Source organism: Ruegeria lacuscaerulensis (genome assembly GCF_013034685.1).
GTDB classification, from domain to species: domain Bacteria; phylum Pseudomonadota; class Alphaproteobacteria; order Rhodobacterales; family Rhodobacteraceae; genus Ruegeria; species Ruegeria lacuscaerulensis_B.
Genome location: NZ_WQGO01000001.1, coordinates 692,511 through 716,803 on the forward strand (window position 1 = coordinate 692,511; position 24,293 = coordinate 716,803).

24 protein-coding genes are annotated in these 24,293 nt (G+C 59.2%); 10 read left to right on the forward strand and 14 right to left on the reverse strand.

All coding sequences use genetic code 11. The features are described from left to right. Window positions 1-33 precede the first annotated feature (33 nt). The gene (locus tag GOV80_RS03430) at window positions 34-639 is read left to right on the forward strand and encodes a flavin reductase family protein (protein WP_170782847.1); all 606 of its coding nucleotides are present in this window, start codon (window positions 34-36) and stop codon (window positions 637-639) included. A gap of 133 nt (window positions 640-772) precedes the next feature. Here GOV80_RS03430 and GOV80_RS03435 read toward each other — a convergent pair whose 3' ends face one another. Next, complete coding sequence (locus GOV80_RS03435) at window positions 773-2,407, reverse strand: SulP family inorganic anion transporter (protein ID WP_170782848.1); 1,635 nt, start codon at window positions 2,405-2,407, stop codon at window positions 773-775. Between the two features lie 163 nt (window positions 2,408-2,570). On the opposite strand from GOV80_RS03435, the gene GOV80_RS03440 reads away from it, so the two are divergent. After that, window positions 2,571-3,128 (forward strand): hypothetical protein, encoded by a 558-nt coding sequence (locus tag GOV80_RS03440; RefSeq protein WP_170782849.1) that lies wholly within the window; start codon window positions 2,571-2,573, stop codon window positions 3,126-3,128. A 76-nt stretch (window positions 3,129-3,204) separates the two neighbouring features. Further along, window positions 3,205-4,077: an S-methyl-5'-thioadenosine phosphorylase gene (locus GOV80_RS03445; RefSeq protein ID WP_170782850.1), complete on the forward strand. Its 873-nt coding sequence runs from the start codon at window positions 3,205-3,207 to the stop codon at window positions 4,075-4,077. 3 nt (window positions 4,078-4,080) lie between these two features. On the opposite strand, the gene GOV80_RS03450 is transcribed toward GOV80_RS03445, so the two are convergent. Further along, the gene (locus GOV80_RS03450; protein ID WP_170782851.1) at window positions 4,081-4,938 is read right to left on the reverse strand and encodes an alpha/beta hydrolase; all 858 of its coding nucleotides are present in this window, start codon (window positions 4,936-4,938) and stop codon (window positions 4,081-4,083) included. A 241-nt stretch (window positions 4,939-5,179) separates the two neighbouring features. Between GOV80_RS03450 and GOV80_RS03455 the strand changes: the two genes are divergently transcribed. Further along, window positions 5,180-6,196 (forward strand): DUF418 domain-containing protein, encoded by a 1,017-nt coding sequence (locus GOV80_RS03455; protein ID WP_170782852.1) that lies wholly within the window; start codon window positions 5,180-5,182, stop codon window positions 6,194-6,196. 52 nt (window positions 6,197-6,248) lie between these two features. Continuing rightward, window positions 6,249-6,878 carry a LysE family translocator gene (locus GOV80_RS03460; protein ID WP_170770006.1) on the forward strand — a complete coding sequence of 210 codons (630 nt, stop codon included), beginning with the start codon at window positions 6,249-6,251 and terminating at the stop codon, window positions 6,876-6,878. Here the strand turns inward: GOV80_RS03460 and GOV80_RS03465 are convergent. Beyond that, window positions 6,875-7,048, reverse strand: a complete 174-nt coding sequence (locus tag GOV80_RS03465) for a hypothetical protein (RefSeq protein ID WP_170354960.1) — start codon at window positions 7,046-7,048, stop codon at window positions 6,875-6,877. The genes GOV80_RS03460 and GOV80_RS03465 overlap by 4 nt on opposite strands. A 321-nt stretch (window positions 7,049-7,369) precedes the next feature. Here GOV80_RS03465 and GOV80_RS03470 point away from each other — a divergent pair, with 321 nt between their 5' ends. Both GOV80_RS03470 and GOV80_RS03475 read left to right on the forward strand, forming a co-directional pair. Then, entirely contained in the window at window positions 7,370-7,909 is a 540-nt protein-coding gene (locus GOV80_RS03470; RefSeq protein ID WP_170770004.1) for an adenine phosphoribosyltransferase, read from the forward strand. Window positions 7,910-8,079: 170 nt separating this feature from the next. Next, a complete protein-coding gene (locus GOV80_RS03475) occupies window positions 8,080-8,559 on the forward strand; it encodes a fasciclin domain-containing protein (protein ID WP_170782854.1) in 480 nt (159 codons plus the stop codon). Window positions 8,560-8,593: 34 nt separating this feature from the next. On the opposite strand, the gene GOV80_RS03480 is transcribed toward GOV80_RS03475, so the two are convergent. From GOV80_RS03480 to coxB, 11 genes are all read right to left on the reverse strand, one after another. After that, the gene (locus tag GOV80_RS03480) at window positions 8,594-10,009 is read right to left on the reverse strand and encodes an FAD-binding oxidoreductase (protein WP_170782855.1); all 1,416 of its coding nucleotides are present in this window, start codon (window positions 10,007-10,009) and stop codon (window positions 8,594-8,596) included. Window positions 10,010-10,047: 38 nt separating this feature from the next. Continuing rightward, the gene (locus GOV80_RS03485) at window positions 10,048-10,866 is read right to left on the reverse strand and encodes an MBL fold metallo-hydrolase (protein WP_170782856.1); all 819 of its coding nucleotides are present in this window, start codon (window positions 10,864-10,866) and stop codon (window positions 10,048-10,050) included. A 102-nt stretch (window positions 10,867-10,968) separates the two neighbouring features. Beyond that, on the reverse strand, window positions 10,969-11,553 hold the full coding sequence (locus tag GOV80_RS03490) for a GNAT family N-acetyltransferase (protein WP_170782857.1): 585 nt from the start codon (window positions 11,551-11,553) through the stop codon (window positions 10,969-10,971). Next, the gene (locus tag GOV80_RS03495; RefSeq protein WP_170782858.1) at window positions 11,553-12,815 is read right to left on the reverse strand and encodes an insulinase family protein; all 1,263 of its coding nucleotides are present in this window, start codon (window positions 12,813-12,815) and stop codon (window positions 11,553-11,555) included. Before GOV80_RS03495 ends, GOV80_RS03490 begins: the two co-directional genes overlap by 1 nt. Continuing rightward, window positions 12,812-14,200, reverse strand: a complete 1,389-nt coding sequence (gene thrC, locus GOV80_RS03500; protein WP_170782859.1) for a threonine synthase — start codon at window positions 14,198-14,200, stop codon at window positions 12,812-12,814. Before thrC ends, GOV80_RS03495 begins: the two co-directional genes overlap by 4 nt. Then, window positions 14,197-14,874: an SURF1 family protein gene (locus GOV80_RS03505; RefSeq protein ID WP_170782860.1), complete on the reverse strand. Its 678-nt coding sequence runs from the start codon at window positions 14,872-14,874 to the stop codon at window positions 14,197-14,199. Before GOV80_RS03505 ends, thrC begins: the two co-directional genes overlap by 4 nt. A 155-nt stretch (window positions 14,875-15,029) precedes the next feature. Then, window positions 15,030-15,845 (reverse strand): cytochrome c oxidase subunit 3, encoded by an 816-nt coding sequence (locus GOV80_RS03510; RefSeq protein WP_170782861.1) that lies wholly within the window; start codon window positions 15,843-15,845, stop codon window positions 15,030-15,032. A 22-nt stretch (window positions 15,846-15,867) separates the two neighbouring features. Further along, window positions 15,868-16,443: a cytochrome c oxidase assembly protein gene (locus GOV80_RS03515; protein ID WP_170782862.1), complete on the reverse strand. Its 576-nt coding sequence runs from the start codon at window positions 16,441-16,443 to the stop codon at window positions 15,868-15,870. Next, complete coding sequence (locus tag GOV80_RS03520) at window positions 16,443-16,604, reverse strand: hypothetical protein (RefSeq protein ID WP_170782863.1); 162 nt, start codon at window positions 16,602-16,604, stop codon at window positions 16,443-16,445. Before GOV80_RS03520 ends, GOV80_RS03515 begins: the two co-directional genes overlap by 1 nt. Next, complete coding sequence (gene cyoE, locus GOV80_RS03525; RefSeq protein ID WP_170782864.1) at window positions 16,601-17,557, reverse strand: heme o synthase; 957 nt, start codon at window positions 17,555-17,557, stop codon at window positions 16,601-16,603. The genes GOV80_RS03520 and cyoE overlap by 4 nt, the downstream gene beginning before the upstream one ends. A 73-nt stretch (window positions 17,558-17,630) precedes the next feature. Then, on the reverse strand, window positions 17,631-18,542 hold the full coding sequence (gene coxB, locus GOV80_RS03530; RefSeq protein ID WP_170782865.1) for a cytochrome c oxidase subunit II: 912 nt from the start codon (window positions 18,540-18,542) through the stop codon (window positions 17,631-17,633). A gap of 176 nt (window positions 18,543-18,718) precedes the next feature. On the opposite strand from coxB, the gene tldD reads away from it, so the two are divergent. The 3 genes from tldD to topA all read left to right on the forward strand — a co-directional run bounded on the left by tldD (window position 18,719) and on the right by topA (window position 24,268). Continuing rightward, window positions 18,719-20,140, forward strand: coding sequence for a metalloprotease TldD (tldD, locus tag GOV80_RS03535; protein ID WP_170782866.1), 1,422 nt, complete (start codon window positions 18,719-18,721; stop codon window positions 20,138-20,140). Window positions 20,141-20,379: 239 nt separating this feature from the next. Then, on the forward strand, window positions 20,380-21,507 hold the full coding sequence (gene dprA / locus GOV80_RS03540) for a DNA-processing protein DprA (RefSeq protein WP_170782867.1): 1,128 nt from the start codon (window positions 20,380-20,382) through the stop codon (window positions 21,505-21,507). Between the two features lie 142 nt (window positions 21,508-21,649). Next, window positions 21,650-24,268 carry a type I DNA topoisomerase gene (topA, locus tag GOV80_RS03545; protein WP_170782868.1) on the forward strand — a complete coding sequence of 873 codons (2,619 nt, stop codon included), beginning with the start codon at window positions 21,650-21,652 and terminating at the stop codon, window positions 24,266-24,268. Window positions 24,269-24,293: the final 25 nt, after the last annotated feature.

The following is a 24,293-nucleotide window of genomic DNA, read 5'->3' on the forward strand; positions in this document are numbered from 1 at the left end:
TCGTTACGCCTTGGGCAAACGCTTGGAGTTCATATGTTCTATCGCCCCGAAGACGGCCACGGCCTGCCGCATAACCCTTTCAACGCCATCATAACCCCGCGCCCGATTGGCTGGATCTCTTCCCGCGACGGCGATGGGATCAACAATCTGGCGCCGTACTCCTTCTTCAACGGGGTCGCGTATACACCGCCACAGGTGATGTTTGCCACGACCGGGACGAAACCCGACCAAGACGGCGGCAAAGACAGTCTCGCCAATATCGAAGCAACAGGCGTTTTCTGCGTCAACGTTGTCGCCCATGCACATCGTGATGCGATGAACGCCAGCTCTGCCGGGTTGCCAAAACATGTGGATGAATTCGGCCACGCAGGTTTGACTGCAGTGGAGTGCGAGACGATCCCATGTGCTAGGGTTCAGGACGCGCCCGCCGCCCTGGAATGCAAGCTGACCCAGATCGTCACACTGCCCGGCGCGGCGAACCGCGTTGTTTTCGGCGAAGTCACCGGTGTCCACCTGCGCGATGACTGTTTGAAGGATGGCAAGTTCGACGTCACGGCGTTTCAGCCACTGGCGCGGCTCGGATACCGCGACTATTCGGTAGTTACTGAACTATTCTCACTCAACCGCCCGGATGACTGAGCGTATAGGGGGCGCTGCCCCCGCCGCCTATTCGGCGACTCCCCCGGGATATTTATAGCCAGATGAAGCAGGGGATCCTCCGTTCATCTGGCCCCAAATATCCCGGAGCGCGAGGCGGAGCCTCGCTAAATCCTCAGTGACCGCCCAGAATGCCGGTGCGAACTGAATAATCGACCGCGATTTCATAATCAGGGTCATCGTCGCTATCGACCATAAGGTGACCGGCTTTGTTCAGCAGCTTGTGGCAATCTCGACTCAGATGGCGCAGCATCACGCGTTTACCGGCCGCTTCGTATTTGCCGGCGATGTTTTCGATCGCCTGAAGGGCAGATTGATCGACCACACGGCTTTCGGCGAAATCCACTATGACGGTCTCGGGATCATTCGGGACATCGAAAAGTTCGACAAATCCGTCAGAAGAACCAAAGAACAGAGGGCCTTGGATTTCGTAGACTTTCGCGCCTTTTTCTGTTTCAGAATCCCGCGTAATCGCATGGATGCGCTTGGCGTTGTTCCAGGCATAGGCCAGAGCCGAGACGATGACGCCAACGACGACGGCGATCGCAAGGTCCTCCATCACCGTCACAACCGTCACCAGCACGATGACGAACGCATCCATCAGGGGTACTTTGCGCATGATGTTGAACGAGTTCCAAGCAAAGGTACCGATCACCACCATGAACATAACGCCGACCAGCGCAGCCAGCGGAATCTGCTCGATCAGCGGGGACGCGAACAGGATGAAGATCAGCAGGAAAAGCGCGGCGGCGATCCCGGCGATGCGGGTGCGGCCACCGGATTTCACGTTGATCATCGACTGGCCGATCATAGCACAGCCACCCATGCCACCGAAGAAACCGGTTGCGACGTTGGACACGCCTTGCGCGATGCATTCCTGTGACGCTCCGCCCCGTTTGCCCGTGATTTCACCCACAAGATTCAGGGTCAGCAGCGATTCAATCAGGCCGATGGCGGCCAGAATGACGGCGTAGGGCAGGATGATTTCAATGGTTTCCCAGGTCAGCGGCACCATCGGAATGTGGAAAGGCGGCAGGCCGCCTTCGATCGAGGCCAGATCGCCTACGCGCGGTACATCCAGGCCAAAGCCGATCACCAGCGCGGCAACAACGACAATCCCGGCCAGAGGGGCCGGAACAACACGCGTGATGCGCGGCATGACCCAAATCACCGCCATGGTCAGCGCGACCAGGCCCAGCATGGTGTAAAGCTGCAGACCCGAGAGCCACTCACCTCCGCCCATGCCGTGGCCGGTGTTCTCCATTGTGCCCGGAACCTTGAACTGCCCAAGCTGCGCCAGAAAGATCACGATTGCCAGCCCGTTTACAAAGCCCAACATCACCGGATGCGGCACCAAGCGGATAAACCGGCCCCAATGCATGGCCCCGGCGATCACTTGCAGAATGCCCATCAGAACCACGGTCGCAAACAGGTATTCCACGCCATGTTCCGCCACCAGCGCCACCATCACAACCGCCAAGGCCCCGGTCGCACCCGAGATCATGCCCGGGCGCCCGCCGATCAGCGCCGTGATCAGGCCAACCATGAAGGCAGCATAGAGGCCAACCAACGGATGCACGCCCGCGACGAAAGCAAATGCCACCGCTTCGGGCACCAGCGCAAGGGCAACGGTAAGACCAGACAGCAACTCGATCCGCAGACGGGACGGTGTCAGCCCTTCATCCGGCACCCAACGCAGGTCGGGTTTGGCGATACGGTTGGCAAAGCTTGCCAGCATGGCTCGGGGCATGGAATGTCCTGTCGGTTGATCTGCGCGCGAAAGGGGCCTTCTACCTGTCATCCGCCCTCTGAGCCACCGCATCAGGCGGGAGGCTGCTATGCACAGGACGCATAGCCGTTGTCTCACAAAGTCGTGAGTTGAACCTGCCACACCGGGGGCACACCTTTGCGCCATGCGATGGCTGATCTTGTTTCTTCTGACCCCTATTGCTGCCTTGGCGCAGGATTTGCAGGGCAATGACACTGCCAGTAACTGGCGTGTGACCCATTATGAAACCTACGGGGTCTGGAATTCCATCTGCGATGAGCGCGAGGAATACGGGGCGCTCAAGCAACGCTGTTACATTCGCCGGGCCGAGGTGTTTTCGCTGCGCCCGAAATTTGGAGCACAGTTCATCTTTATCACCCCTGCCCCGGATGGCGTGGAGATCGAGTTCGGTATCGAGCCCGGCACGTTGTTCCGGCCATCCGGCTTTCGGATCGATGGAAAGGACGGAGCGGTTTGGCGCACGCGCAGACCTGGATGTCTGACCGGGTTGAGCTGCACGTTTGACGGCGTCGGTGCGGATGAGATCGTTGAAGCCATGCTGAAGGGCGAGGCCTATCGGTTCGAATTCCGCGACAGGCATGGGCAGGCACAGGACCTAACATGGCCATTGCAGGAATTCAGCGCCGCTTGGGCGGATTTCCAACAACAGGCGCAGGCGCGCAGTCTGTTGACGTCACAATAAGCCGCATTGCCCCTTGTCAGCCGTCGTCGCTCGGCGCACAAATCCTTCAACTCGCACAACAACTCGGAGAAAGCACGTGACCCAGACCAAGATTGCCGTCATCGGCGGATCAGGCATTTACGACATTGACGGGTTGGAAAATGCAGAATGGGTCACTGTTGAAACGCCTTGGGGCGATCCCTCGGACCAGATTCTGACCGGGGCATTGGACGGTATTGCAATGGCGTTCCTGCCTCGCCATGGGCGCGGCCATGTGCATTCCCCGACCGAAGTACCCTATCGCGCCAATATCGACGCGTTGAAACGGCTGGGTGTCACCGATGTGATCTCGGTCTCTGCCTGCGGGTCGTTTCGCGATCAAATGGCACCGGGGGACTTCGTGATCGTCGATCAGTTCATCGACCGGACCTTTGCGCGCGAGAAAAGCTTTTTCGGCACCGGTTGCGTGGCGCATGTCAGCGTGGCCCATCCCACTTGTCCTCGCCTGTCGGATGCGTGTGAAACCGCAGGCAAGGCCGCCGGGATCAAAATCCACCGGGGTGGCACCTATCTGGCGATGGAAGGCCCGCAATTCTCATCGCTGGCGGAATCCAAAATGTACCGCGAACACTGGGGCTGTGACGTGATCGGCATGACAAACATGCCCGAGGCGAAACTCGCCCGCGAGGCCGAGCTGTGCTACGCCTCAATCGCGATGGTCACGGATTACGACAGTTGGCACCCTGACCACGGCGAGGTTGACGTCACCGCCATCATCGCCACCCTGACCGGTAATGCGGAAAAAGGCCGGACCCTGGTCAAAGGGTTGCCCGCGCTTTTGGGGGCAGACCGCGCCCCCTGCCCGCATGGATGTGACCGAGCGCTGGAATACGCCATTCTGACCGCACCGGAAAAACGTGACCCGGCCCTGCTGGCCAAACTGGATGCGGTGGCCGGGCGGATCCTTTGACCGCTAATTGATCAGCGCCTGTTGCACCTGATCCCATAGGCCGTGGGACCAGAGGTCGTTGTGCATACCGTCGGGAATGATGAAAAGCTGCGCGTTGTCTCCGGCCATTTCGGCCAGAGCCTGCCCGTGATGAACCGGGATGGTCGTGTCCGCCGTGCCGTGGAAGATCAGCGTTGGCACAGTGATTTGATCAATCAGGTCGCGGGTTGCGAACTGGTCCTTCATAAGGGCTGAGACCGGCAGGAACGGATAGCGTTCAGCGGCGACATCGACCGTTGCGGTGAACGGTGCCTCCAACACCAAGAGACGTGCATCAGGGCGCTGCGCGGCCACGGCGGCGGCAACGCCGGTTCCAAGGCTTTGCCCATACAGAACGACCGTGTGACCTTCGGCAGCAAGGCGGTCATACATCTGGATCCCATCGCCGATCAGCGCTGGTTCAGAGGGCGTGCCCTCACTACCCGGAAAGCCGCGATAGCTGGGGGCGAACAGGCCGAAACCACTGTTGAGGATTTCACGCATCCGATCCGCGCGATCCCCCAGACTGCCGGATTGACCATGGAAAAACAGCACTGTAGGCGCGCCTTCGGTGGCCGGAGGAGCCGTCCAGACAGCCAGCTGGGTACCATCGGCCATGGGCAGTGCAAGCACCTCGACATCCGCCAGACCGACCGTAGCCGGCGCAGGTAGCGTCTCGCCCGGTTTGAACAACAGCGATTGTTGGTTGGCGTACATATACCCAAGGATCGTGGCATAGACAGCAGCACAGATCGCAACCAACAGGATCAGCGCCCTTTTGTGCCGCGCGCTTGTGAGTACATGCCCCGTGTTGTGCGGATGATCCGTTTGCACCTGTGCCATAGGCCTCCTCCCGGTTGAAATCTGCCTGTTCATAGACTGGGAACCCTACCCTGTGTTTCAAGGCGTGACCGCGCGGTTTAATGCAATCTTCAGACTGTTGCGGAAATACCGCCCTGTGCGCGGGTTGGATAGGGTCAAGGTTGAAAACAGGCGCAGCCGCTCGCGATTTGTTTACAGAGTGCAGCCGCACTTGCGCCACAAAGACCCAGCAGAACCGCAGGCGACAACGATGAGGACAAGCATGAAAAGGTTAGAGGCACTGGACGCAGCCCGGTTTTTGGCGTTCTGCGGTATGGTGTTGGTGAATTTCCGGATCGCGGCGCAGGTTGCGCCAGATGGCGGCTGGGCGACGGCTCTGGTCGATGCGCTGGAGGGGCGTGCAGCGGCCTTGTTCGTGATCCTGGCCGGGATCGGCATCAGCCTGTCACACATCGCGGCCCCTCTACTGCTGCGGCGTGCTTTGTTCCTTTTTGGATTGGGGCTGATCAACATGAACGTGTTTGGCGCCGACATCCTGCATTTCTACGCATTGTATTTTGTGGTCGGCGCAGCGTTTTTGACCGCCTCGGCGCGAAGCCTTTGGTTGGGCGCTCTGGGTATCGTCGGGTTGGCTGTACTGGCCAATCTGACCTTCGACTATAGCAATGGATGGAACTGGGCGACCCTGACGTATAACGACCTCTGGACCTTACCCGGTTTTCTGCGCAACGCGGTCTTCAACGGCTGGCATCCGGTTTTGCCATGGGCGGCGTTCCTGCTGATTGGCATGGCAATTGGGCGGTCAGAACTCCACACGATCTGTATCCAACACCGCCTGATCATGTGGGGGTTTGGCGCAGCCGTGCTTGCGATGTTTCCTTCAATGCTGGTCACAGACCCTGACCTGGTCACTTACCTGGGCACCGAATCCATCCCGCCCGGACCATTCTATATCCTCGCCGGAACCGGATCGGCCTGCATGGTGATCGGGCTACTGCTGAAACTGTGGCCAAAGCTCAAACGCTTAGGCGTCGCACCAGCTTTGACAGCGCCGGGGCGGATCAGCCTGACACTGTATGTCGCGCATATCCTGATCGGTATCGGCGCGCTTGAGGAGGCAGGTCTGCTGGACGGCTCTCTCTCCCCCGTTCAGATTGTCTTCTATGCGCTGGGCTTTTGCGTACTTTCTTCACTTGCTGGCCTGCTTTGGTCGCGTTGGTTCACGCGTGGACCGCTTGAGGGCCTGATGCGTCGCATAACTCAGCCACGCGCGGCTTGACCTTCTCGGTATCGCAGGGCTTTCTGGCGGAACTATTCTGACAGGAGCCCCCATGTCCCTTGATCTCTGGCTGGCCTTTGTGGCTGCCTCGACTGCACTGTTGCTGATCCCCGGACCGACCGTCCTGTTAGTGCTAAGCTATGCGCTGTCCAAAGGACGCAGCGTTGCCGTCGCCTCGGCCACGGGCGTTGCCGTCGGAGATCTTATCGCCATGACCGCGTCTTTGCTGGGCTTAGGCGCGCTGGTGCTGGCCTCGGCCACCTTGTTTTCGGTCCTGAAATGGGTGGGGGCAGCCTATCTGATCTGGCTTGGCATCAAATTGCTGCGCAGCGCCCCATCCGGTGGGTTGAGCACCGTCGAGACCAGCCGGGACGTCACCGCCCGCAGCGTGTTCGGCCACGCCGCAGCCGTGACGGCGCTAAACCCGAAATCCATTGCCTTTTTCATTGCTTTCGTGCCGCAATTCCTGCGCCCCTCGGACCCTCTGGGCCCGCAATTTATCATCCTGATCGCCACATTCGTCGGACTCGCTTGGCTGAACGCGCTAGCCTATGCGCTGCTGGCGGATCGGCTGCGGGTGATGATCGGACGAGCGGGCGTAATCACTGCCATGACCCGGTTCGGAGGGCTGGCCCTGATCGGAATGGGTGTCGCGACTGCGGTTTTGCGCCGTCCAGCCTAGTCTTCGGCGTTTTCCTTCATGAAGCCGCGTATGAATCGCCGAATTTCGCGGGCGGCCGAAGTGTCCAACTCTTTGCACAGTTCGACAAAAGCGTCCCGCTCATCCTTGTCCAGACGCAGGACCAACTGACTGTTTTTCTTGGTAGAACCCTTACCGTCTTTCTTGGCCACGCTGTACATCCCTGACAAAGTCTTGATTCTTCCCGAGATGCATTGTATATACATCGCATAGAAATTGTAGTTATCGAGCACCTAACAATAAATAAGGAATATGGCAATGAACCTTCATGCTGCTCAGGCATTTCTTTTGCAAGACCAGCGCAACTGGCGCAAACCTCACCTAGCTTGGCTGCCCTCGGCGCTGTATCGCTATAAAAGCTTCCCGACTATTCTTGCGGGACGTCATAAATAAACACTCGCAATCAATCCTTGCATGACCGACCCCAATGGGCCAAACAGCCCAGCGTGTTTTGACGCCAAAGGGGTCCTTCCATGTCCAGAAACAAAACGGTCAAGGATTACATCCGAACCATCGTCGATTTTCCCCATGAAGGGATCATGTTCCGGGACGTGACAACGCTGTTCGCCGACCCGCGCGGGTTTCGCATGGCGATTGATCAGATGCTACACCCTTATGCAGGCGAGCGGATTGACAAGGTTGTGGGACTTGAGGCCCGCGGCTTCATTCTGGGCGGCGCGATTGCCCACCAACTGAGTGTCGGGTTCGTCCCGATCCGCAAAAAGGGCAAGCTACCCGGCACAACGATCAGCCAAGACTACAAGTTGGAATATGGTGAGGCTATCGTTGAGATCCACGACGACGCGATCCAGCCCGGCGAAAAAATCCTGGTGGTCGATGATCTGCTGGCCACCGGGGGCACAGCTGCCGCCGGGATCAAACTGATCGAGAGATTGGGCGGTGAGATCATCTCTTGCGCGTTCATCATCGACCTACCCGACCTTGGCGGTCGCAAATTGCTGGAGGAGATGGACATGGATGTGCATGTCCTGTGCGAATTCGAAGGTCTCTGACTGCAAACTGATCACAAAGCTGTGAGTTGAAAATTCGTTCTACGCTGGCTTAGCGCAGAGTTTGGCGGCTTCAAGTTAAAGTCATCAACATATTCAGTGATCCTGTTTTGAATAGCGCGCGTACCCCTGTTGATGCCACCAAGGGCATCCCAACAAGGGAACCTTTTATCATGTTTCGCAAATTCGCAATTGCCGGCGTGTCCGGCGCCCTGATCGCCACCGCTGCTTTCGCCGGAGCCAAGAAAGACATCGTGGATACCGCTGTCGGCGCGGGCAGCTTTGAAACTCTGGTCGCTGCTGTTCAGGCCGCCGAGTTGGTGGATACTTTGAAAGGTGAAGGTCCATTTACGGTCTTCGCCCCGACTGACGAAGCCTTCGCAGCCCTGCCTGAGGGGACCGTTGAGACTCTGCTCAAGCCCGAAAATAAAGATCAACTGGTCGCTGTTCTGACCTATCACGTGGTACCGGGCAAAGTGATGTCGGGTGATCTGTCCGACGATATGAAGGCTGCGACCGTGCAAGGCGGCGACGTGACAATCGATCTGGACAACGGCGTGATGGTAAATGACGCCTCAGTCGTTCAGGCCGATATCGAAACGACGAATGGCGTGATCCACGTTATCGACAAAGTGATCCTGCCATCCTCGTAAAACGGCGCGCGGCTCGGGGATACCCGGGCCGCACTTATACCGACAAAACAGCCCCGGGGTTCATGATCCCCTTGGGATCGAGCGCAGACTTGATCGCCCGCATTGCAGCCAGCTTGGCCGGATCGGCATAGCGTTCCAGATCATCTGTCTTCAGCCGTCCAATCCCATGCTCTGCGCTAACCGATCCACCGAACTTGTGCACAAGATCGTGGATGGCACGCTTGATCGGGGCCCGCTGCACATCGAAATCAGATCGACTACGCCCTGCCGGCGGAAACACGTTGTAGTGAAGATTGCCGTCCCCCAGATGACCGAAACAGTTGATGCGAAACGGCCCCAACATGGCAACAACCTCTGCCCCCTGTCGGATAAACGCGGGGATTTCCGAGATCGGCACGGAGATATCATGGCTCGAAACTGAGCCGATCAGCCGGTTCGCCTCGGGGATTCGCTCGCGCACAGCCCAAAGATCAGCCCGCTGCGCTTCGCTTTGCGCGATCACGGCATCCCGGACCAAACCCCTTGCCTCAGCCGCTGAATAGAGCGTCTCAAGTGCCTCTTGAGGCGCGGTATCGCCGAACAATCCAATCTCGATCAATACGGACCATTCCGGCGGGGATGCAAACGGCTGACGTATATCCGGCAGCACCTCGGACAGAAAGTGCAGCCCCTGCCTGTGGATCAGCTCGAACGTGCTGACACCGTCCCCCAACTGATCCCGCGCAAGGGCCAACAAATCAATGGCGGCTTCGGGCGACGGGACCTGCACTATCGCCGTTCCAACCCCAGCAGGACACGGCGACAGCTTAAGCGACGCCGCGGTGATGATCCCCAACGTTCCTTCAGACCCGATCAGCAAATTGCGCAGGTCATAACCGGTATTGTCCTTCCGCAACCGGCTAAGCCCATGCCAGATCTCCCCATTGGGCAGAACCGCCTCAAGCCCCAGGCACAGATCGCGTGCATTGCCATAGCGCAGGACGTTGACCCCACCCGCATTGGTCGCAAGGTTGCCGCCAATCCGGCACGACCCTTCCGCAGCCAGAGACAGAGGAAACAAGCGGTTTGCTTGCCGGGCAGCTGCTTGAATATCAGCCAGAACGGCCCCGGCCTCGGCAATCAGAATATTCTCGGTCGGATAAACCGCCCGGATAGCTGTCATCCGCTCCAACGAGATCAACAACGGCGCAGGCCCATCAGGCATCACCTGCCCACCGACCAGGCCGGTTCCGCCCCCATAAGGCACAACCGGTACCGACGCCGCGGACGCCAACCGTATCAACGCCGCGACGTCTTCCGTTTGTCGCGGGGCCGCGACAAGACCGACCTGTCCTGAAAATCTGCGGCGCGGCTCCTCTGCATATCGCGGCTCGGGCACACGCAAAACACCATCGCCCAGAGTGTCGCGGAGGGATTGAGCAAAGGTTTCGTCAGCAGGATTCAATGTCATAGGCATTCCTTGCCCAACTCCGCCGGACCCGACAAGCCCTATTCAAGCTCAATCAAGTATTGCGGCTCCAGCACCACCACCGTCGGCCGATCCGGCAATGTGCGCAGCGACACAGTCAATTCCGAGATACCATCCCGCTCAACCGGGAACTCATCCCGGATATCGACCAGAAACCGATCCAGCGAAAAGCCCGAAAACCAATGCATCGGAATAATGACCGAGCTTTTCAACCGCTTCAGCACCTCAATCATCTCGGGCAGAGGCATGGTCGTGCCCCCATCTACCGCGGCCATGACCACGTCCAGCCGCCCCAAGGCTGCGAATTGTTCGTCCGACGGGACATGATGCAAATGCCCCAGATGGCCAATGCACAGCCCCTCGATTTCGAAAACAAAGATAGAGTTTCCGCGCTCCTCAACCCCGCCATAGACCGAACGAATGTCGGTCGAGACATTGCGCACCAGCATCTCACCCAAATCCAGATTATGCTCGATCCCCTGCCCGAACTCCCCCCAACCGGGCAAGACATGCGGAATCGCCGGGTCGGGATGCGCCGTCCAATGGGTGCTATGAGCATGGTTCATCGTGACCACATCCGGGATCAGATCGGCACTTCCGATGAACCCTGTGAAATCCGTCACCGCATTCAACCCGCCCTGCGTCTGGATCAGAAACGAAGCATGGGCGACATAGCTGATCCGAACCGAAAACTCCGGCACCGGGTCCGTCCAGGCGGCTTTGTGAACATACTCAATTCCAGGCGCTGCATCCGCTATAGCAATACAATGGCTTGGCCGCCGCTCCTGCGCCGCAGCCCCACCCGAAATCACCAACAATATCGCAACCACCCAGCGCATAACCCGATACTAGCGCAGATGCGCCGCAAGTCATGCCCCTTGTTCTTCTGTTCAAGAATACCTCGGGGGAGGCGCGGTTTGCCGCGACTGGGGCAGAGCCCCCTAGCCCGCGTCGGTCTTGCCGCGACGGTCCGACCGCAGGCAGGCATACAGAACATGCGTCCGCCACCGTCCATTGATCTGCAAATAGGATTGCGCCACGCCCTCATATTTGAAGGCTGACCGCTCCAGCAACCCGCGCGAGGGCTTGTTTTCGGGCAAACACGCCGCCTCGATCCGGCTCAGATCCAAGCGCGTAAAGGCATGATGCACCACGGCCCCGATCGCTTCGCGCATATAGCCATTTCGCGCATAGGCCTGCCCGGTCCAATACCCCAATGTTCCCGCCTGCGCCGGGCCGCGTCGAATATTGTCCAGCGTGATCGCGCCGACCAGCCGGTCATCTTCGCGTCGAAACAGAAACAGCGGTATCGCCGTCCCGCTCGCGACCGAGCGCTGCGCCCAATAAACCCGGTTGGTAAAAGACTTGCGGCTTAGGTGGTCCTTGGCCCAGATCGGCTCCCACGGGGTGAGAAATTCTTTCGAGGCCCGCCGCAGCGCCGCCCAGTCGTTGAAATCGGAATGCACCGGCGGGCGCAGGCTGAGGCGCGCTGTCTCAAGTTTCAGCTTGCGTCGGCCCAGAAGCATCACGCCGCACGCCTCTCCTGCAACTCCACCAATGTGGGCGCGTCCGAGACCGGACCATACAGCGCCAGCGCCGCCGGTGCCTGCACGGCCATGGTTTCGGCAAAGGCACGCACGTCCTCGGTGCTGACCGCATCAATCTTGGCCACGGTATCTTCAAGCGAGGGCACCCGGCCCCAAATCTGCACCAACCGCGCCAGACGCTCAGCCCGGTTCGAGGGGCTTTCAAGCCCCATCAGCATTCCGGCCTTCATCTGCGCACGTGCACGGGCGACCTCTTCGGGGCTCATATCCTCGGCGGCGCGCTTCATCTCGTCGATTGTGATTGTCGCCAGCTCGCCCACCTGATCGGCTGACGTACCCGCATAGATCGTGGTCGTTCCGGTATCCGCATAGGCCCCAGTTTGCGCAAAGATCGTATAGCAGAGCCCGCGTGTCTCGCGCACCTCTTGGAACAAGCGCGAGGACATACCCCCACCCAAAGCGGTCGAGTAAATCTGCGCGGTATAGATCGCATCATCACGGTAGCCGGGGCTTTCCAACGCCAGCGCAAAATGCGCCTGTTCCAGCTCTTTCTCCTGTCGCGCTTCGCCGCCGGTGAACTTCGCGGCTTCTGCAATCAACCCTTTGCGCGGTTGAAGATGGCCAAACATCTCTTCGGCCATTTTCATCAGCGCGTCATGATCCACGGCCCCTGCCGCAGATAGGATCATCTGCTCAGGGCCATAGTGTTCTGCCACAAAACCCGACAAGTCCTCGCGCGAAAACGCGCTGACCCGTTCGGACGGCCCCAGAATGGTACGGCCCAGAGGTTGGTCGTGATAGCTCTGTTCTTGCAACCAGTCGAAAATCACATCGTCCGGCGTGTCATAGGCCTGACCGATCTCTTGTAGGATCACGCCGCGTTCGACCTCGATCTCGCGCGGGTCGAAGATGGGGTTCAGAACGATGTCGCCGATCACGTCCATCGCCAGCGCTACGTCATCTTTCAGAACGCGCGCATAATAGGCCGTCACCTCGCGCGAGGTGTAGGCGTTGATATAGCCGCCCACATCCTCGATCGCCTCGGCGATTTGCAAAGCCGAACGTCGCTCGGTTCCTTTGAACGCCATGTGCTCAAGGAAATGCGCGATGCCGTTCTGTTCGATTCGCTCGTTCCGCGCACCCGCGGTCACCCAGATGCCGATGGCCGCCGATTGCAGCCCCGGCATGTTCTCACTGACGATCCGAAATCCGTTCTTCAGCTGGTCTTGTCTGACAGTCACTCGGCGATATGCCCTTTGATATGATCCTCAAGGGCACCCAGATCATTGGCAATCCGCGTCACCCGTTCCGGACGTTCATACAGATCAGACATGCGGGATGGAAGAGGCGGATGTTCCCCGCTCGCCTTCTCGACCGCTGCCGGGAATTTCGCCGGATGGGCGGTGGCCAGAGTGATCATCGGAACCGCCACGGCGCGTTGTTCTTCGGCGACCTTAATTCCAACGGCAGTGTGCGGGCAGACCAGTTCGGCACTGTGGGCCAGCGTGTGTTTGATTGTCGTCAGCGTTTCATCCTCGGACACACGTCCCGAGTCGAAGCTTTCGCGCAGGGCCTCCATCGCGCCCTGACTGACGTTGAAACCCCCGCGTTTCAACTCATCCATCAACTGCGCCACGGCGCTGCCATCCTCGCCATATGCATAGTAAAGCGCCCGTTCAAAGTTCGAGCTGACCTGAATGTCCATCGACGGGCTGATCGAAGGAATGGTGTCGCCCTTGAAATACCCCTCGCCCGACAGACAGCGATGCAGAATGTCGTTCTGGTTGGTCGCCACCACCAGACGGTCAATAGGCAGGCCCATGCGCTTGGCCAGGTAGCCCGCGAAGATGTCGCCAAAGTTGCCGGTGGGCACCGTAAAGCTGACCTTGCGATGCGGAGCACCCAAGCTGACAGCCGACGAGAAGTAATAGACGATCTGCGCCAGCACCCGCGCAAAGTTGATCGAGTTCACCCCGGCTAGTTTCACCCCGTCGCGGAAGTCGAAATCGTTGAACATATCTTTCAACGCGGCCTGACAATCGTCAAAATCGCCATCCACGGCCAGCGCATGCACGTTGCTGTCGGCGGGCGTCGTCATCTGACGGCGCTGCACCTCAGAGACACGGCCATGGGGGAACAGGATGAACACATCCACCGCGTCCAGCCCCCGGAACGCCTCAATCGCGGCTGAGCCAGTATCACCACTGGTCGCACCCACGATGGTCACACGATCATTGCGCCGCTTCAGCGCAACCTGGAACAGCTGGCCGATCAGCTGCATGGCAAAATCCTTGAAGGCCAGCGTGGGCCCGTGGAACAGCTCCAGCAGGAAGTGGTTCTCGTTCAGCTGCTTTAGCGGAGCGCGGGCGTCATGGCCAAAGCCTTCATAGGCGCGGGCGATGATGTCCTTGAACTCCTGCTCGGTGAACGAGCCGCTGACATAGGGCCACATCACACGGAACGCGATCTCTTCATAGGGCAGACCGGCCAGAGCGGCGATCTCATCATGGCTCATCACCGGAATCTCGGCGGGCAGATACAGGCCGCCATCGCGGGCAAGGCCGGTCAGCATCGCCTCTTCAAAGGTCAGTTCCGGCGCTTGGCCACGGGTCGAGATATATTTCATTGCTCTTCACTCTGTGCAGGGGCGCGGTTGCGCCACAGGAAATAACCGGTCATCGCGGCCCAGACCAGAGCCAGACCAAACCATGTGATTGCATATTGCAGATGATCGTTTGGAATTCCCGCTGTATCGACCGGCAGAGGCGTGATGCCGGGGTCGGTTTCCGACCGCGCGATCAGCAGGATCGGTTCGGCTCCAAGCGCGGCGGCCAGATTGGGCACATCGCGGGCAAACCAGATGTTTTCGTCAATATCGGGTTCGGGCGTGTAGCTGTCGATCTCATCCGGCCAATGCAGGCTGCCGGTTACGGTCATTGGCCCGGTCAGTCGCTCGACCAGTTTCGCCGTGGTGGGCACAAAGCCGCGATCCACTAGAATAGTCCGATCCTCGGTGCTGAAAGACTGGATGATCCGATAGCCCGCCCCGACCTGCTTGACCGAGACCAGAACGTGGATCTCCCCCGGCTCCATATCGCCCGAGATTGTCACCGGCAGGTATTTGTCGGTGTCTTCGGAAACGCTCGGCGGCAGGTCCACAGGATCTGCTGCTATGCGCGAGTCGATCTCGGCCAGAACGCCTTCTTTCCAGGCCAAACGCTGCACCTGCCAGACGCCCAGCGACAGCAGCACGCCCAGACCGGCAAGCCCGAAGATCAGCAGGAACAAAGTGCGGCGCATAGTCAGGTGAAACCTTGTTACAGAAACCGGCGTCTTGTTAAGGGCAGCGTGATCCCGATTGCAACCACGCAATTGTATGGGGCGCAATCTTGCGCCCCCGATCGAGAAAAAGCCGCCCCACGGGGCGGCTTTTGCAATTTACCTATCTGAGCGGATCAGAACAGCGGAGCCTGACCCCAGATATAAACGGCAAAGAAAAGGAACAGCCAGACGACGTCCACAAAGTGCCAGTACCAAGCGGCGGCCTCAAATCCCACGTGCTTTTCAGGTGTGAAATCGCCCTTCAGAGCTCGGATCAGGCAGACACTCAAGAAGATCGTCCCGATGATCACATGCGCGCCGTGGAAACCGGTTGCCATGAAGAAGTTCGAATAGAACTGGTCGCCACCAAACTCCCAGCCCTCATGAGCCAGCAGCTCATAATATTCAAAGGCCTGCAGCGCGGTGAAGGCGATGCCCAGCACGATCCCAATCGCCAGACCCTGCACCAGCGCCTTGCGGTCGTTGTTGTGCACCAGCGCGTGGTGCGCCCATGTGATCGCGCAGCCCGACAGCAGCAGGACCAGCGTGTTGATCAGCGGCAGATGGAACGGGTCAACCGCATGAATATCCGGCTGGATATATTCGGTGCCGGCATAGTCGTACATCGGGTACATGCGATGTTTGAAGAACGACCAGAACCAGGCAAAAAAGAACATCACTTCGGACATCACGAACAGGATGAAGCCATAGCGCAGGCCGATGCGCACCACCGGCGTGTGGTCGCCCGCGCGGCTTTCGGCCACCACTTCGGACCACCAGGCGAACATGGTGTATAGAACGGCAACCAGACCCATCCAGAACATGAACGACGTGACGCCGTGCATCCACAGGACGGCTCCGAACAGCATCACAAAGCCGCCAACGGCGCCGATCAGCGGCCAGATCGACGGGGCCAGAATGTGATAATCGTGGTTTTTAGCGTGTGCCATCAGCGTCCCTCACCTAAAGGCATTAGTTCGTGTTTGTATCAGCCTGCGCATCAAGGGCGGCATAGCCCTCGGGCAGGTCAATTTCGTAGAATGTATACGACAGCGTGATCGTATGCACATATTTCGCTTCCAGATCCTCGACCATCTCAGGATCGACGAAAAAGCTTACCGGCATCTGAACCCGCTCGCCGGGCTGCAGGACCTGTTCTTCAAAGCAGAAACAGGCGATTTTCTGGAAATAGCCGCCGGCCGAATAGGGCGCGACATTGTAGGATGCCTGCCCCGCAATTGGTCGGTCCGTCGGGTTATAAGCCTCGTAAAAGGCCAACCCGTTCTCACCGATGCGTACTTCCATCTCACGTTCGACCGGTTTGAACTCCCACGCCATGTCCTTGGCCTTTGACGCGTCGAAGCGGACGGTGACGGTGCGGTCGAGAATATCCTCGGGCGCGGCTTCAGCCACACCTGTGGTGCCGCCAAACCCCGTGACGCGGCAGAACCAGTCATAAAACGGCACCGCAGCCCAGGCGAGGCTGCCCATCAGCACCACGACGCCCACGGTTTGAACAACCGTCTTTTGAGGACCAGACAGCGCCATCAGTTCTGTACCTCTTGCGTCGCCATGTTGAAATCGGTGCCCGAGACTTTGACGATCGTCAGACCGAAAATGATCACGATGAACGCCGCCAGCGTCAGGCCTACGCCCAGATTGCGACTAAAACGACGTTCGTGCAGTTCGTGGCTTTTGCGCAGGCTCATGACCAGCCTCCCAGCCCATAGGGTTTCAGCAACGCCTCAATCAGAATCGCGCCGAAGTGCAGGAAAAGGTACAGCAGCGACAGTTTGAAGAACGACCGCTCAACCTTGAAATTATCCGCTTCCGAGTCGTCCTCGGTCCGGCGCGCAATTGCCCATGCGCCGCGCAGAAACAAGGCGTTCATCACTATAGCCACGGTCAGGTAAACCGGACCGCCTATGCCCGAGAATGCCGTTCCAACAGCCAGCAGCGCCAGAAGACCGGTGTAAACCAGGATATGCCAGCGCGTCGCGCGGCGACCATGGGTCACGGTCAGCATCGGCACGCCTGCATCGTCATAGTCCGAGCGCATGAACAACGCCAACGCCCAGAAATGCGGCGGGGTCCACATGAAAGTCAGGGCGAACATCAGCCAAGGCTCAATCGACATTGTGCCCGTGGCCGCGACCCACCCGATGACCGGCGGGAAGGCTCCTGCCGCGCCACCGATCACGATGTTCTGAGGCGTCGAACGTTTCAGCCACATCGTATAGACGACGACGTAGAAGAAGATGGTGAACGCCAGAAACGCACCAGCAAACCAGTTGGTCGCCAGCCCCAGCATGATCACCGACAGGCCCGACAGCGCCAATCCCAACGACAGCGCTTCGCCTTCCTGCACTTTACCCGCCGGAATCGGTCGACCCTTGGTGCGTTTCATCACCCGATCAATATCCGCATCCCACCACATGTTCAGCGCGCCAGACGCGCCGCCGCCGATGGCGATGAAAAGAATGGCACAGAACCCGACAAAAGGATGCACCGGCACCGGTGCTGCCAGCAGACCCACCAAGGCCGTGAACACGACCAGTGACATCACGCGCGGCTTCAGCAGGGCGAAATAATCGCCAAAGCTGGCCTCATCCGCGTGCGCCGAGGCGGTCACTTGGCTGGCATTGATGCTTGCGTCGCTCATGTCCGGTCCTTTGGGGGCAAAAGCTGCGCGATCCCCGCGCAGCCCACTTGTCTAAACCTAGGCCGCAAAGGGCTTAGTTCGAGGCAACCTGATAGGTGGCAGGCTGACCTGCATACTCTTCCAGAGCACCTCGCAGCCATTCCTCATAGGCTTCTTCGCTGACCACTTTGACGGTGATCGGCATATAGGCGTGGTCCTTACCGCACAGTTCCGAACACTGTCCGAAATACACACCTTCTTTGTCGGCCTGGAACCACAGCTCGGCCAGACGACCGGGCACACCGTCCTGCTTCACGCCAAAGGACGGGATGGTCCACGAATGGATCACGTCGGACGCGGTGACCTGCATAACTATGACCTTGCCCACGGGCACGACAACAGCGGTGTCGGTGGCCAGCAGCCACTCATCATCGCTGTAACCGGCATCTGCCAGCTTGGCGCGCATTGCATCATCCAGAACAAACGGGGTCACATCGGCATCCGCCGGGCGTGCACCTTCATCCAGCGTGGCCGGATGGCCCAGCAGGTAGCTGTCGAATGCAAAGTCGTGGTCGACATATTCGTAGGTCCAGTACCATTGGTTGCCGACAACCTTGATCACCACGTCGCCTTCGGGAATTTCCTGCTGTTTGAACAGAACCGGCAGCGAGAATGCACCGATAAAGACCAGAATCAGGATCGGGCCCAGCGTCCACGCGATCTCAACCGGGGTATAGTGCGAGAACCGCGCAGGTTCAGGGTTCGAGCGTTCATTGTAGCGCACGATGCAATAGATCAGCAGACCAGCCACGAACAGACAGATCGCGGTGATGATCACCAGAATCATCCCGTCCAGCCGCTGAATTCCGGTGGCCAGCTCGGTCACGGCGGGCTGGAAGCCCATACCACCATCAACCGGTTTGCCAATAATCTCAAGCTCCTGAGCCATGGCCGGAAGGCTGGAGAGGGCTGTCAAAAAGCCCGAAAGCATCAAAGCATTCTTCATGTTCTGTCCTGATCGTTTGATCTTTGCGTCCCTGGCGAAAAGGTGTGAATCGGTCGCACCTCTCCCGTTGTCTTTAGCCGCGTTAAAAACCATATTCCTGCGGGTAGATAAAGCAAAATGCTTGCGTCAAACAGACGCTATTTTTGATCTGGATCAAACCCGAAAGGTCCCAAGTGATGCCCAACGACCCGTTTCGCCCGTTTGAAAGCGTTCTTCCACAGGACGAAGCCCTTGCGGTCCTTCAATCTGCCACCGCCGGGGCCGAGGACGGAGAGCTGTTTGTCGAGCGTCGCAAATCCGAAGCGTTGGTCTTTGATGACGGTCGGCTAAAGACTGCGTCTTATGACGCGTCCGAAGGGTTCGGCCTGCGGGCGGTGCAAGGCGAAGTGGCTGGGTACGCGCATTCCACCGATGTTTCGATCGGCGCTTTGAAACGAGCCGCCGAAACCGCGCGTTTGGCGGTTGGGGATGGCGGAGGAACGCTGGCGGACGCTCCGCGCGCTACGAACACGCGACTTTATACGGATGAGGATCCAATAGAATCCGCCAGTTTTCCGGTCAAAATCGAAACCCTGCGCGAGATCGATGCGTTTGCCCGCGATCTGGACCCTCGGGTCGTACAAGTCAGCGCAACCATCGCTGCCGCTGTGCAGGAGGTTGAGATTCTCCGCCCCGATGGCGTGCTGGTACGCGATGTGCGACCGATGACGCGGCTGAACATCTCGGTGATTGTCGAGCAGAACGGCCGCCGCGAAAGCGGCTCGGCCGGTGGGGGCGGTCGTGTTGGGTTGGATGGGCTGATCGCTCCGGCAGACTGGCAGGACAAGGCGCAAGAGGCGTTGCGGATTGCGCTGGTCAACCTCGACGCCATCCCCGCCCCGGCCGGTGTGATGGAGGTCGCGCTTGGCCCTGGCTGGCCCGGCATTCTGCTGCACGAAGCCATCGGTCATGGGTTGGAAGGTGACTTCAACCGCAAGGGCAGTTCCGCCTTTGCCGGGCTCATGGGCCAGCGAATCGCATCCAAAGGCGTGACCGTGGTAGATGATGGCACGATCCCGGATCGGCGCGGCTCGATCTCGGTCGATGATGAGGGCACGCCCAGTTCGCGCACGGTTTTGATCGAGGATGGCATCCTGACCGGCTACATGCAGGACCGCCAGAACGCGCGTCTTATGGGGGTTGCCCCTACCGGGAATGGCCGTCGTCAAAGCTATGCTCACAAACCAATGCCGCGCATGACCAATACTGTTATGCTGGGTGGCGACGCCGACCCGGCATCCTTAGTCGCTGACATCAAGGACGGTATCTGGGCGGTCGGGTTTGGCGGTGGTCAGGTGGACATCACCAATGGCAAATTCGTCTTCTCGTGCACCGAGGCTTACCGTGTCGAAAACGGCAAAATCGGCGCACCGGTGAAAGGGGCCACGTTGATTGGCGATGGCCCGTCCGCGCTGAACCGTATTCGTGGCGTTGGCAATGACATGGCGCTGGATCCCGGCATGGGCACCTGCGGCAAGGACGGTCAATGGGTGCCCGTTGGCGTTGGCCAACCTACCGTTCTGATGGACGGCCTGACCGTGGGCGGATCGGCGGCCTAAGTTAGAATCGTGGCTCATCTGTTGGGGCGCAGGGTTAACACTGCGCCTCAAATCCTACGCATAGATTTGGGCAATATCTGGTTGGCCCTATTGTTGCGAAAAAATATTTTCGCTATTTTTCAACACACTAACCATTGTCACGAGATCAAATCGCAAAAATACCGGAAAAATTTGACAGGATTCAGAAGCTGTTAACCCCTACAGTCGTAAACCAGTTCTGCAATCAGGCGGAGCAACGGATGACCGAAGAGCAGCTTTCTTCCTATCACCCCACACTCCCACCCACCACGGAAGAGGATCGGTTTTCCTGGCTTCGTCTGTTGCGCTCTCGCAAAGTTGGTCCGGCGACGTTTCGTCGGCTGCTGCGGGAACATGGCTCAGCGCAGAATGCGCTGGCTGCGCTGCCCGAAATGGCACGCGCTGCCGGTATTGAAGGGTATGAAACGTGCCCGCCCGGCGTGATTGAGGCGGAACTCAAGGCCGCAAAAGCTGCCAAAGCGCAGCTTTTGTGCCTTGGGTCCGCCGACTTTCCCAACGCTTTGAACGATCTCAATGATGCCCCACCGATGCTGTGGGCCATCGGCGACGTGTCGATATTGCACCGCCCAGCAGTGGCGATGGTTGGCGCGCGCAATTGCTCGTCACTCGGCGCGCGGATGGCGCGGGGGCTGGCGACGGATCTGGGCAAACAGGGACATGTCATCGTCTCTGGCCTGGCACGCGGGATCGACACCGCAGCGCATATGGCCGCTTTGGACACAGGTACTGTTGCCGTGATGGCCGGTGGCGTCGATGTGATCTACCCTGCCGAGAATACTGATCTCGCCCATAAAATCGCCGAATCCGGGTTGCGTGTATCGGAACAGCCCATGGGCGTAACACCGCAAGCCCGGCATTTTCCGCGCCGCAACCGGATCATCTCGGGGCTGGCGCAGGCGGTCGTCGTGGTCGAAGCCGCCGCAAAATCCGGCAGCCTGATCACGGCGCGGGATGCGCTGGATCAGGGGCGTGAGGTTTTGGCCGTTCCCGGCCATCCCTTTGATGCCCGCGCCGCCGGATGCAACCTGTTGATCCGCGATGGGGCGACTTTGGTTCGCTCGGCCGAAGACGTGATCGAAGCCCTGCCCCAGCGTGACCTGATCACAGCTACTCGGCCGCAGCTTACCCCAACAATCACAAAGCCAAACCCGCCTACCGCCTTGCACAAGGCGATTCTGACCCGCCTCGGTCCCTCACCAATTGCCGAGGATCAGTTGATCCGTGACATCGCCGCCTCGGCGGGCGAAATCGGCCCCGCACTTGTGGATCTTGAGCTGGAAGGGCGTATCCAACGTCAACCGGGCGGGTTGCTGTCTCTTTCGGCTTGAGGGCCCTTTTTTCACTCGTATCGTTTTGAAATCACCCCCAAATTCCCATGACCAAAGGAACGCATTGACAATTCGCTCTTGCCCTACACATTTTGCACCATCATAGAAGGCGCCATATTCGTCGAGCGAGGTTTTCCCCTAAATGCCTGTAGTTGTTGTAGAATCCCCTGCCAAGGCCAAAACGATCAACAAATACCTTGGCCCCGACTACACGGTTCTGGCGTCTTATGGCCATGTGCGCGACCTGCCACCCAAGGACGGATCGGTCGATCCCGAACACGAATTCGAGATGAAGTGGGAGGTCGGCAATGACAGCCGCAAGCATGTCAAGGCCATCGCCGACGCCTTGAAAGAAGACAACGCCCTGATCCTCGCCACTGACCCCGATCGCGAGGGCGAGGCGATCAGCTGGCACCTGCAAGAGGCGCTGACCAAGCGCCGTTCGATCAAGAAGGACACGCCCGTCAGCCGCGTGACCTTCAACGCCATCACCAAGGACGCCGTGACCGAGGCGATGCAGAATCCGCGTCAGGTCGATATGCCTCTCGTCGAAGCCTATCTGGCACGCCGCGCGCTGGACTATCTGGTGGGGTTCAACTTGTCCCCTGTCCTGTGGCGCAAGCTGCCCGGGGCGAAGTCGGCAGGTCGCGTGCAATCAGTCTGTCTGCGCCTGATCGTCGAGCGCGAGATGGAGATAGAGGCGTTCAAGCCGGTCGAATACTGGTCGGTCAAAGCGCTGTTCGAAACCCCACGCGGCCAAACTTATGAGGCGCGTCTGGTCACTCTGGCCGGGAACAAGCTGGACAAGCATGACCTGAAAAACGCCACGCAGGCCGAACTGGCGGTGCAGGCGATCACCAGCCGCGCACTCAGCGTTACCTCCGTCGAGGCGAAGCCTGCGGCGCGCAACCCGTCGGCCCCATTCATGACCTCGACCCTGCAGCAGGAGGCCAGCCGCAAGTTCGGCATGGGTGCGCGCCATGCAATGCAGGTGGCGCAGCGACTGTATGAGGCGGGCTACATCACCTATATGCGGACCGACGGTATCGACATGGCCCCCGAGGCCGTGGCCGCCGCGCGCGATGCCATCTCTGACCGCTATGGCAAGGAATACGTGCCGGACAGCCCGCGCATCTACAAGAACAAGGCCAAGAACGCGCAAGAAGCCCACGAGTGTATCCGTCCCACGGATATGTCGCGCGATGCCAGCGACCTGAAGGTCACGGATGAGGATCAGCGCAAGCTGTATGACCTGATCTGGAAGCGCACGATTGCCTGTCAGATGGCCGCGGCACGGCTGGAACGCACCACGGTCGAGATCGGCAGCGATGACGGCCAAGTCGGTTTGCGTGCCACCGGTCAGGTGGTCATGTTCGACGGCTTCATGCGCGTCTATGAAGAAGGCCGCGACGACGTTGCCGATGACGACGATAAACGCCTGCCGCAGATCATGCAGGGCGATCCGGCGCGGTTCGCCAAGACCTCGTTTAAGGATCAGTTCTCGAAAGCCGAGGACAAGGCCGCAGTTCTGTCCGACAATGAGGCCGTTCTGGCCCTGCAACACCATACCCAACCACCCCCACGCTATACCGAGGCCACGCTGGTCAAACGCATGGAAGAGCTAGGGATCGGGCGTCCGTCAACCTATGCCTCGATCGTGACCACGATTCAGGACCGCGAATATGTGCGCAAGGATAAGAACAGGCTGATCCCCGAAGAAAAAGGCCGGATTGTCACGATCTTTTTGCTGAACTTCTTCCGTCAGTACGTGGGCTATGAGTTCACCGCCAATCTGGAAGGCGAGTTGGACGATGTCAGCGCTGGCGAACGTGACTACAAAGACCTGTTGGGCAAGTTCTGGCGCGATTTCTCAGCCGCGATTGGGGAGACGTCCGAGCTACGGATTTCCGAAGTACTGGACAAGTTGGATGAAGCGCTGGCACCCCAGCTGTATCCGCCGCGCGAAGACGGCTCCGACCCCCGCGTTTGCCCGAAATGCGGCTTGGGGCAACTGCACTTGAAAACCTCGCGCACCGGCGGGTTTGTCGGCTGCGGCAACTACCCCGAATGCACCTATACCCGCCCCATCGCGGGCGAAGGGGCTGAGGGCGATGAACGCCTGCTGGGCGAAGATGCGGGCGATGAGATTTGGCTGAAATCCGGCCGGTTCGGGCCTTACGTCCAGCGCGGCGAGCCAACGCCCGAGAACAAGAAACCCCCGCGTGCGTCCCTGCCCCGTGGGTGGAGCAAGGATGACATGGATCTGGACAAGGCGCTGACGCTGCTGTCCTTGCCCCGCCAGATCGGCGAACACCCCGAGGGCGGCATGATCAGCACGAATTTCGGACGGTTCGGGCCCTATATCATGCACCAGATGCCGGAAGAGACGAAGCCGGTATATGCCAACCTCAAAGACCCCAATGACGTCTTTGAAATCGGCATGAACCGCGCGGTCGAGATGTTGGCCGAAAAGCGCGCCAATCCGGGCCGTGGACGCCGGGCGGCGGCAAAACCGCTTAAGGAGTTGGGCGATCACCCCGATGGCGGCGCGATGCAGGTGTTGGATGGACGCTATGGGCCATATGTCAAATGGGAAAAGGTCAACGCGACCATCCCCAAGGATATCAAGCCCGAGGACGTGACGCAGGAAATGGCCATCGAACTGGTCAACGAGCGCGCTACCAAGAAAGGCACCAAAAAGAAAGCTGCCCCCAAGAAGAAAGCCGCAGCGAAGAAGACAGCCAAAAAGGCGGCCTCATAGGTAGAAATACCACCACCCTGTTGGA

What these genes read in the sequence shown, in the direction of transcription:
- GOV80_RS03430 (WP_170782847.1), top strand. Translation starts at nt 34, where the DNA reads ATGTTCTATCGCCCCGAAGACGGCCACGGCCTGCCGCATAACCCTTTC.
- GOV80_RS03435 (WP_170782848.1), bottom strand. Translation starts at nt 2,407, where the DNA reads ATGCCCCGAGCCATGCTGGCAAGCTTTGCCAACCGTATCGCCAAACCC.
- GOV80_RS03440 (WP_170782849.1), top strand. Translation starts at nt 2,571, where the DNA reads ATGCGATGGCTGATCTTGTTTCTTCTGACCCCTATTGCTGCCTTGGCG.
- GOV80_RS03450 (WP_170782851.1), bottom strand. Translation starts at nt 4,938, where the DNA reads ATGGCACAGGTGCAAACGGATCATCCGCACAACACGGGGCATGTACTC.
- GOV80_RS03455 (WP_170782852.1), top strand. Translation starts at nt 5,180, where the DNA reads ATGAAAAGGTTAGAGGCACTGGACGCAGCCCGGTTTTTGGCGTTCTGC.
- GOV80_RS03460 (WP_170770006.1), top strand. Translation starts at nt 6,249, where the DNA reads ATGTCCCTTGATCTCTGGCTGGCCTTTGTGGCTGCCTCGACTGCACTG.
- GOV80_RS03470 (WP_170770004.1), top strand. Translation starts at nt 7,370, where the DNA reads ATGTCCAGAAACAAAACGGTCAAGGATTACATCCGAACCATCGTCGAT.
- GOV80_RS03475 (WP_170782854.1), top strand. Translation starts at nt 8,080, where the DNA reads ATGTTTCGCAAATTCGCAATTGCCGGCGTGTCCGGCGCCCTGATCGCC.
- GOV80_RS03480 (WP_170782855.1), bottom strand. Translation starts at nt 10,009, where the DNA reads ATGACATTGAATCCTGCTGACGAAACCTTTGCTCAATCCCTCCGCGAC.
- GOV80_RS03485 (WP_170782856.1), bottom strand. Translation starts at nt 10,866, where the DNA reads ATGCGCTGGGTGGTTGCGATATTGTTGGTGATTTCGGGTGGGGCTGCG.
- GOV80_RS03490 (WP_170782857.1), bottom strand. Translation starts at nt 11,553, where the DNA reads ATGCTTCTGGGCCGACGCAAGCTGAAACTTGAGACAGCGCGCCTCAGC.
- thrC (WP_170782859.1), bottom strand. Translation starts at nt 14,200, where the DNA reads ATGAAATATATCTCGACCCGTGGCCAAGCGCCGGAACTGACCTTTGAA.
- GOV80_RS03505 (WP_170782860.1), bottom strand. Translation starts at nt 14,874, where the DNA reads ATGCGCCGCACTTTGTTCCTGCTGATCTTCGGGCTTGCCGGTCTGGGC.
- GOV80_RS03510 (WP_170782861.1), bottom strand. Translation starts at nt 15,845, where the DNA reads ATGGCACACGCTAAAAACCACGATTATCACATTCTGGCCCCGTCGATC.
- GOV80_RS03515 (WP_170782862.1), bottom strand. Translation starts at nt 16,443, where the DNA reads ATGGCGCTGTCTGGTCCTCAAAAGACGGTTGTTCAAACCGTGGGCGTC.
- GOV80_RS03520 (WP_170782863.1), bottom strand. Translation starts at nt 16,604, where the DNA reads ATGAGCCTGCGCAAAAGCCACGAACTGCACGAACGTCGTTTTAGTCGC.
- cyoE (WP_170782864.1), bottom strand. Translation starts at nt 17,557, where the DNA reads ATGAGCGACGCAAGCATCAATGCCAGCCAAGTGACCGCCTCGGCGCAC.
- coxB (WP_170782865.1), bottom strand. Translation starts at nt 18,542, where the DNA reads ATGAAGAATGCTTTGATGCTTTCGGGCTTTTTGACAGCCCTCTCCAGC.
- tldD (WP_170782866.1), top strand. Translation starts at nt 18,719, where the DNA reads ATGCCCAACGACCCGTTTCGCCCGTTTGAAAGCGTTCTTCCACAGGAC.
- dprA (WP_170782867.1), top strand. Translation starts at nt 20,380, where the DNA reads ATGACCGAAGAGCAGCTTTCTTCCTATCACCCCACACTCCCACCCACC.
- topA (WP_170782868.1), top strand. Translation starts at nt 21,650, where the DNA reads ATGCCTGTAGTTGTTGTAGAATCCCCTGCCAAGGCCAAAACGATCAAC.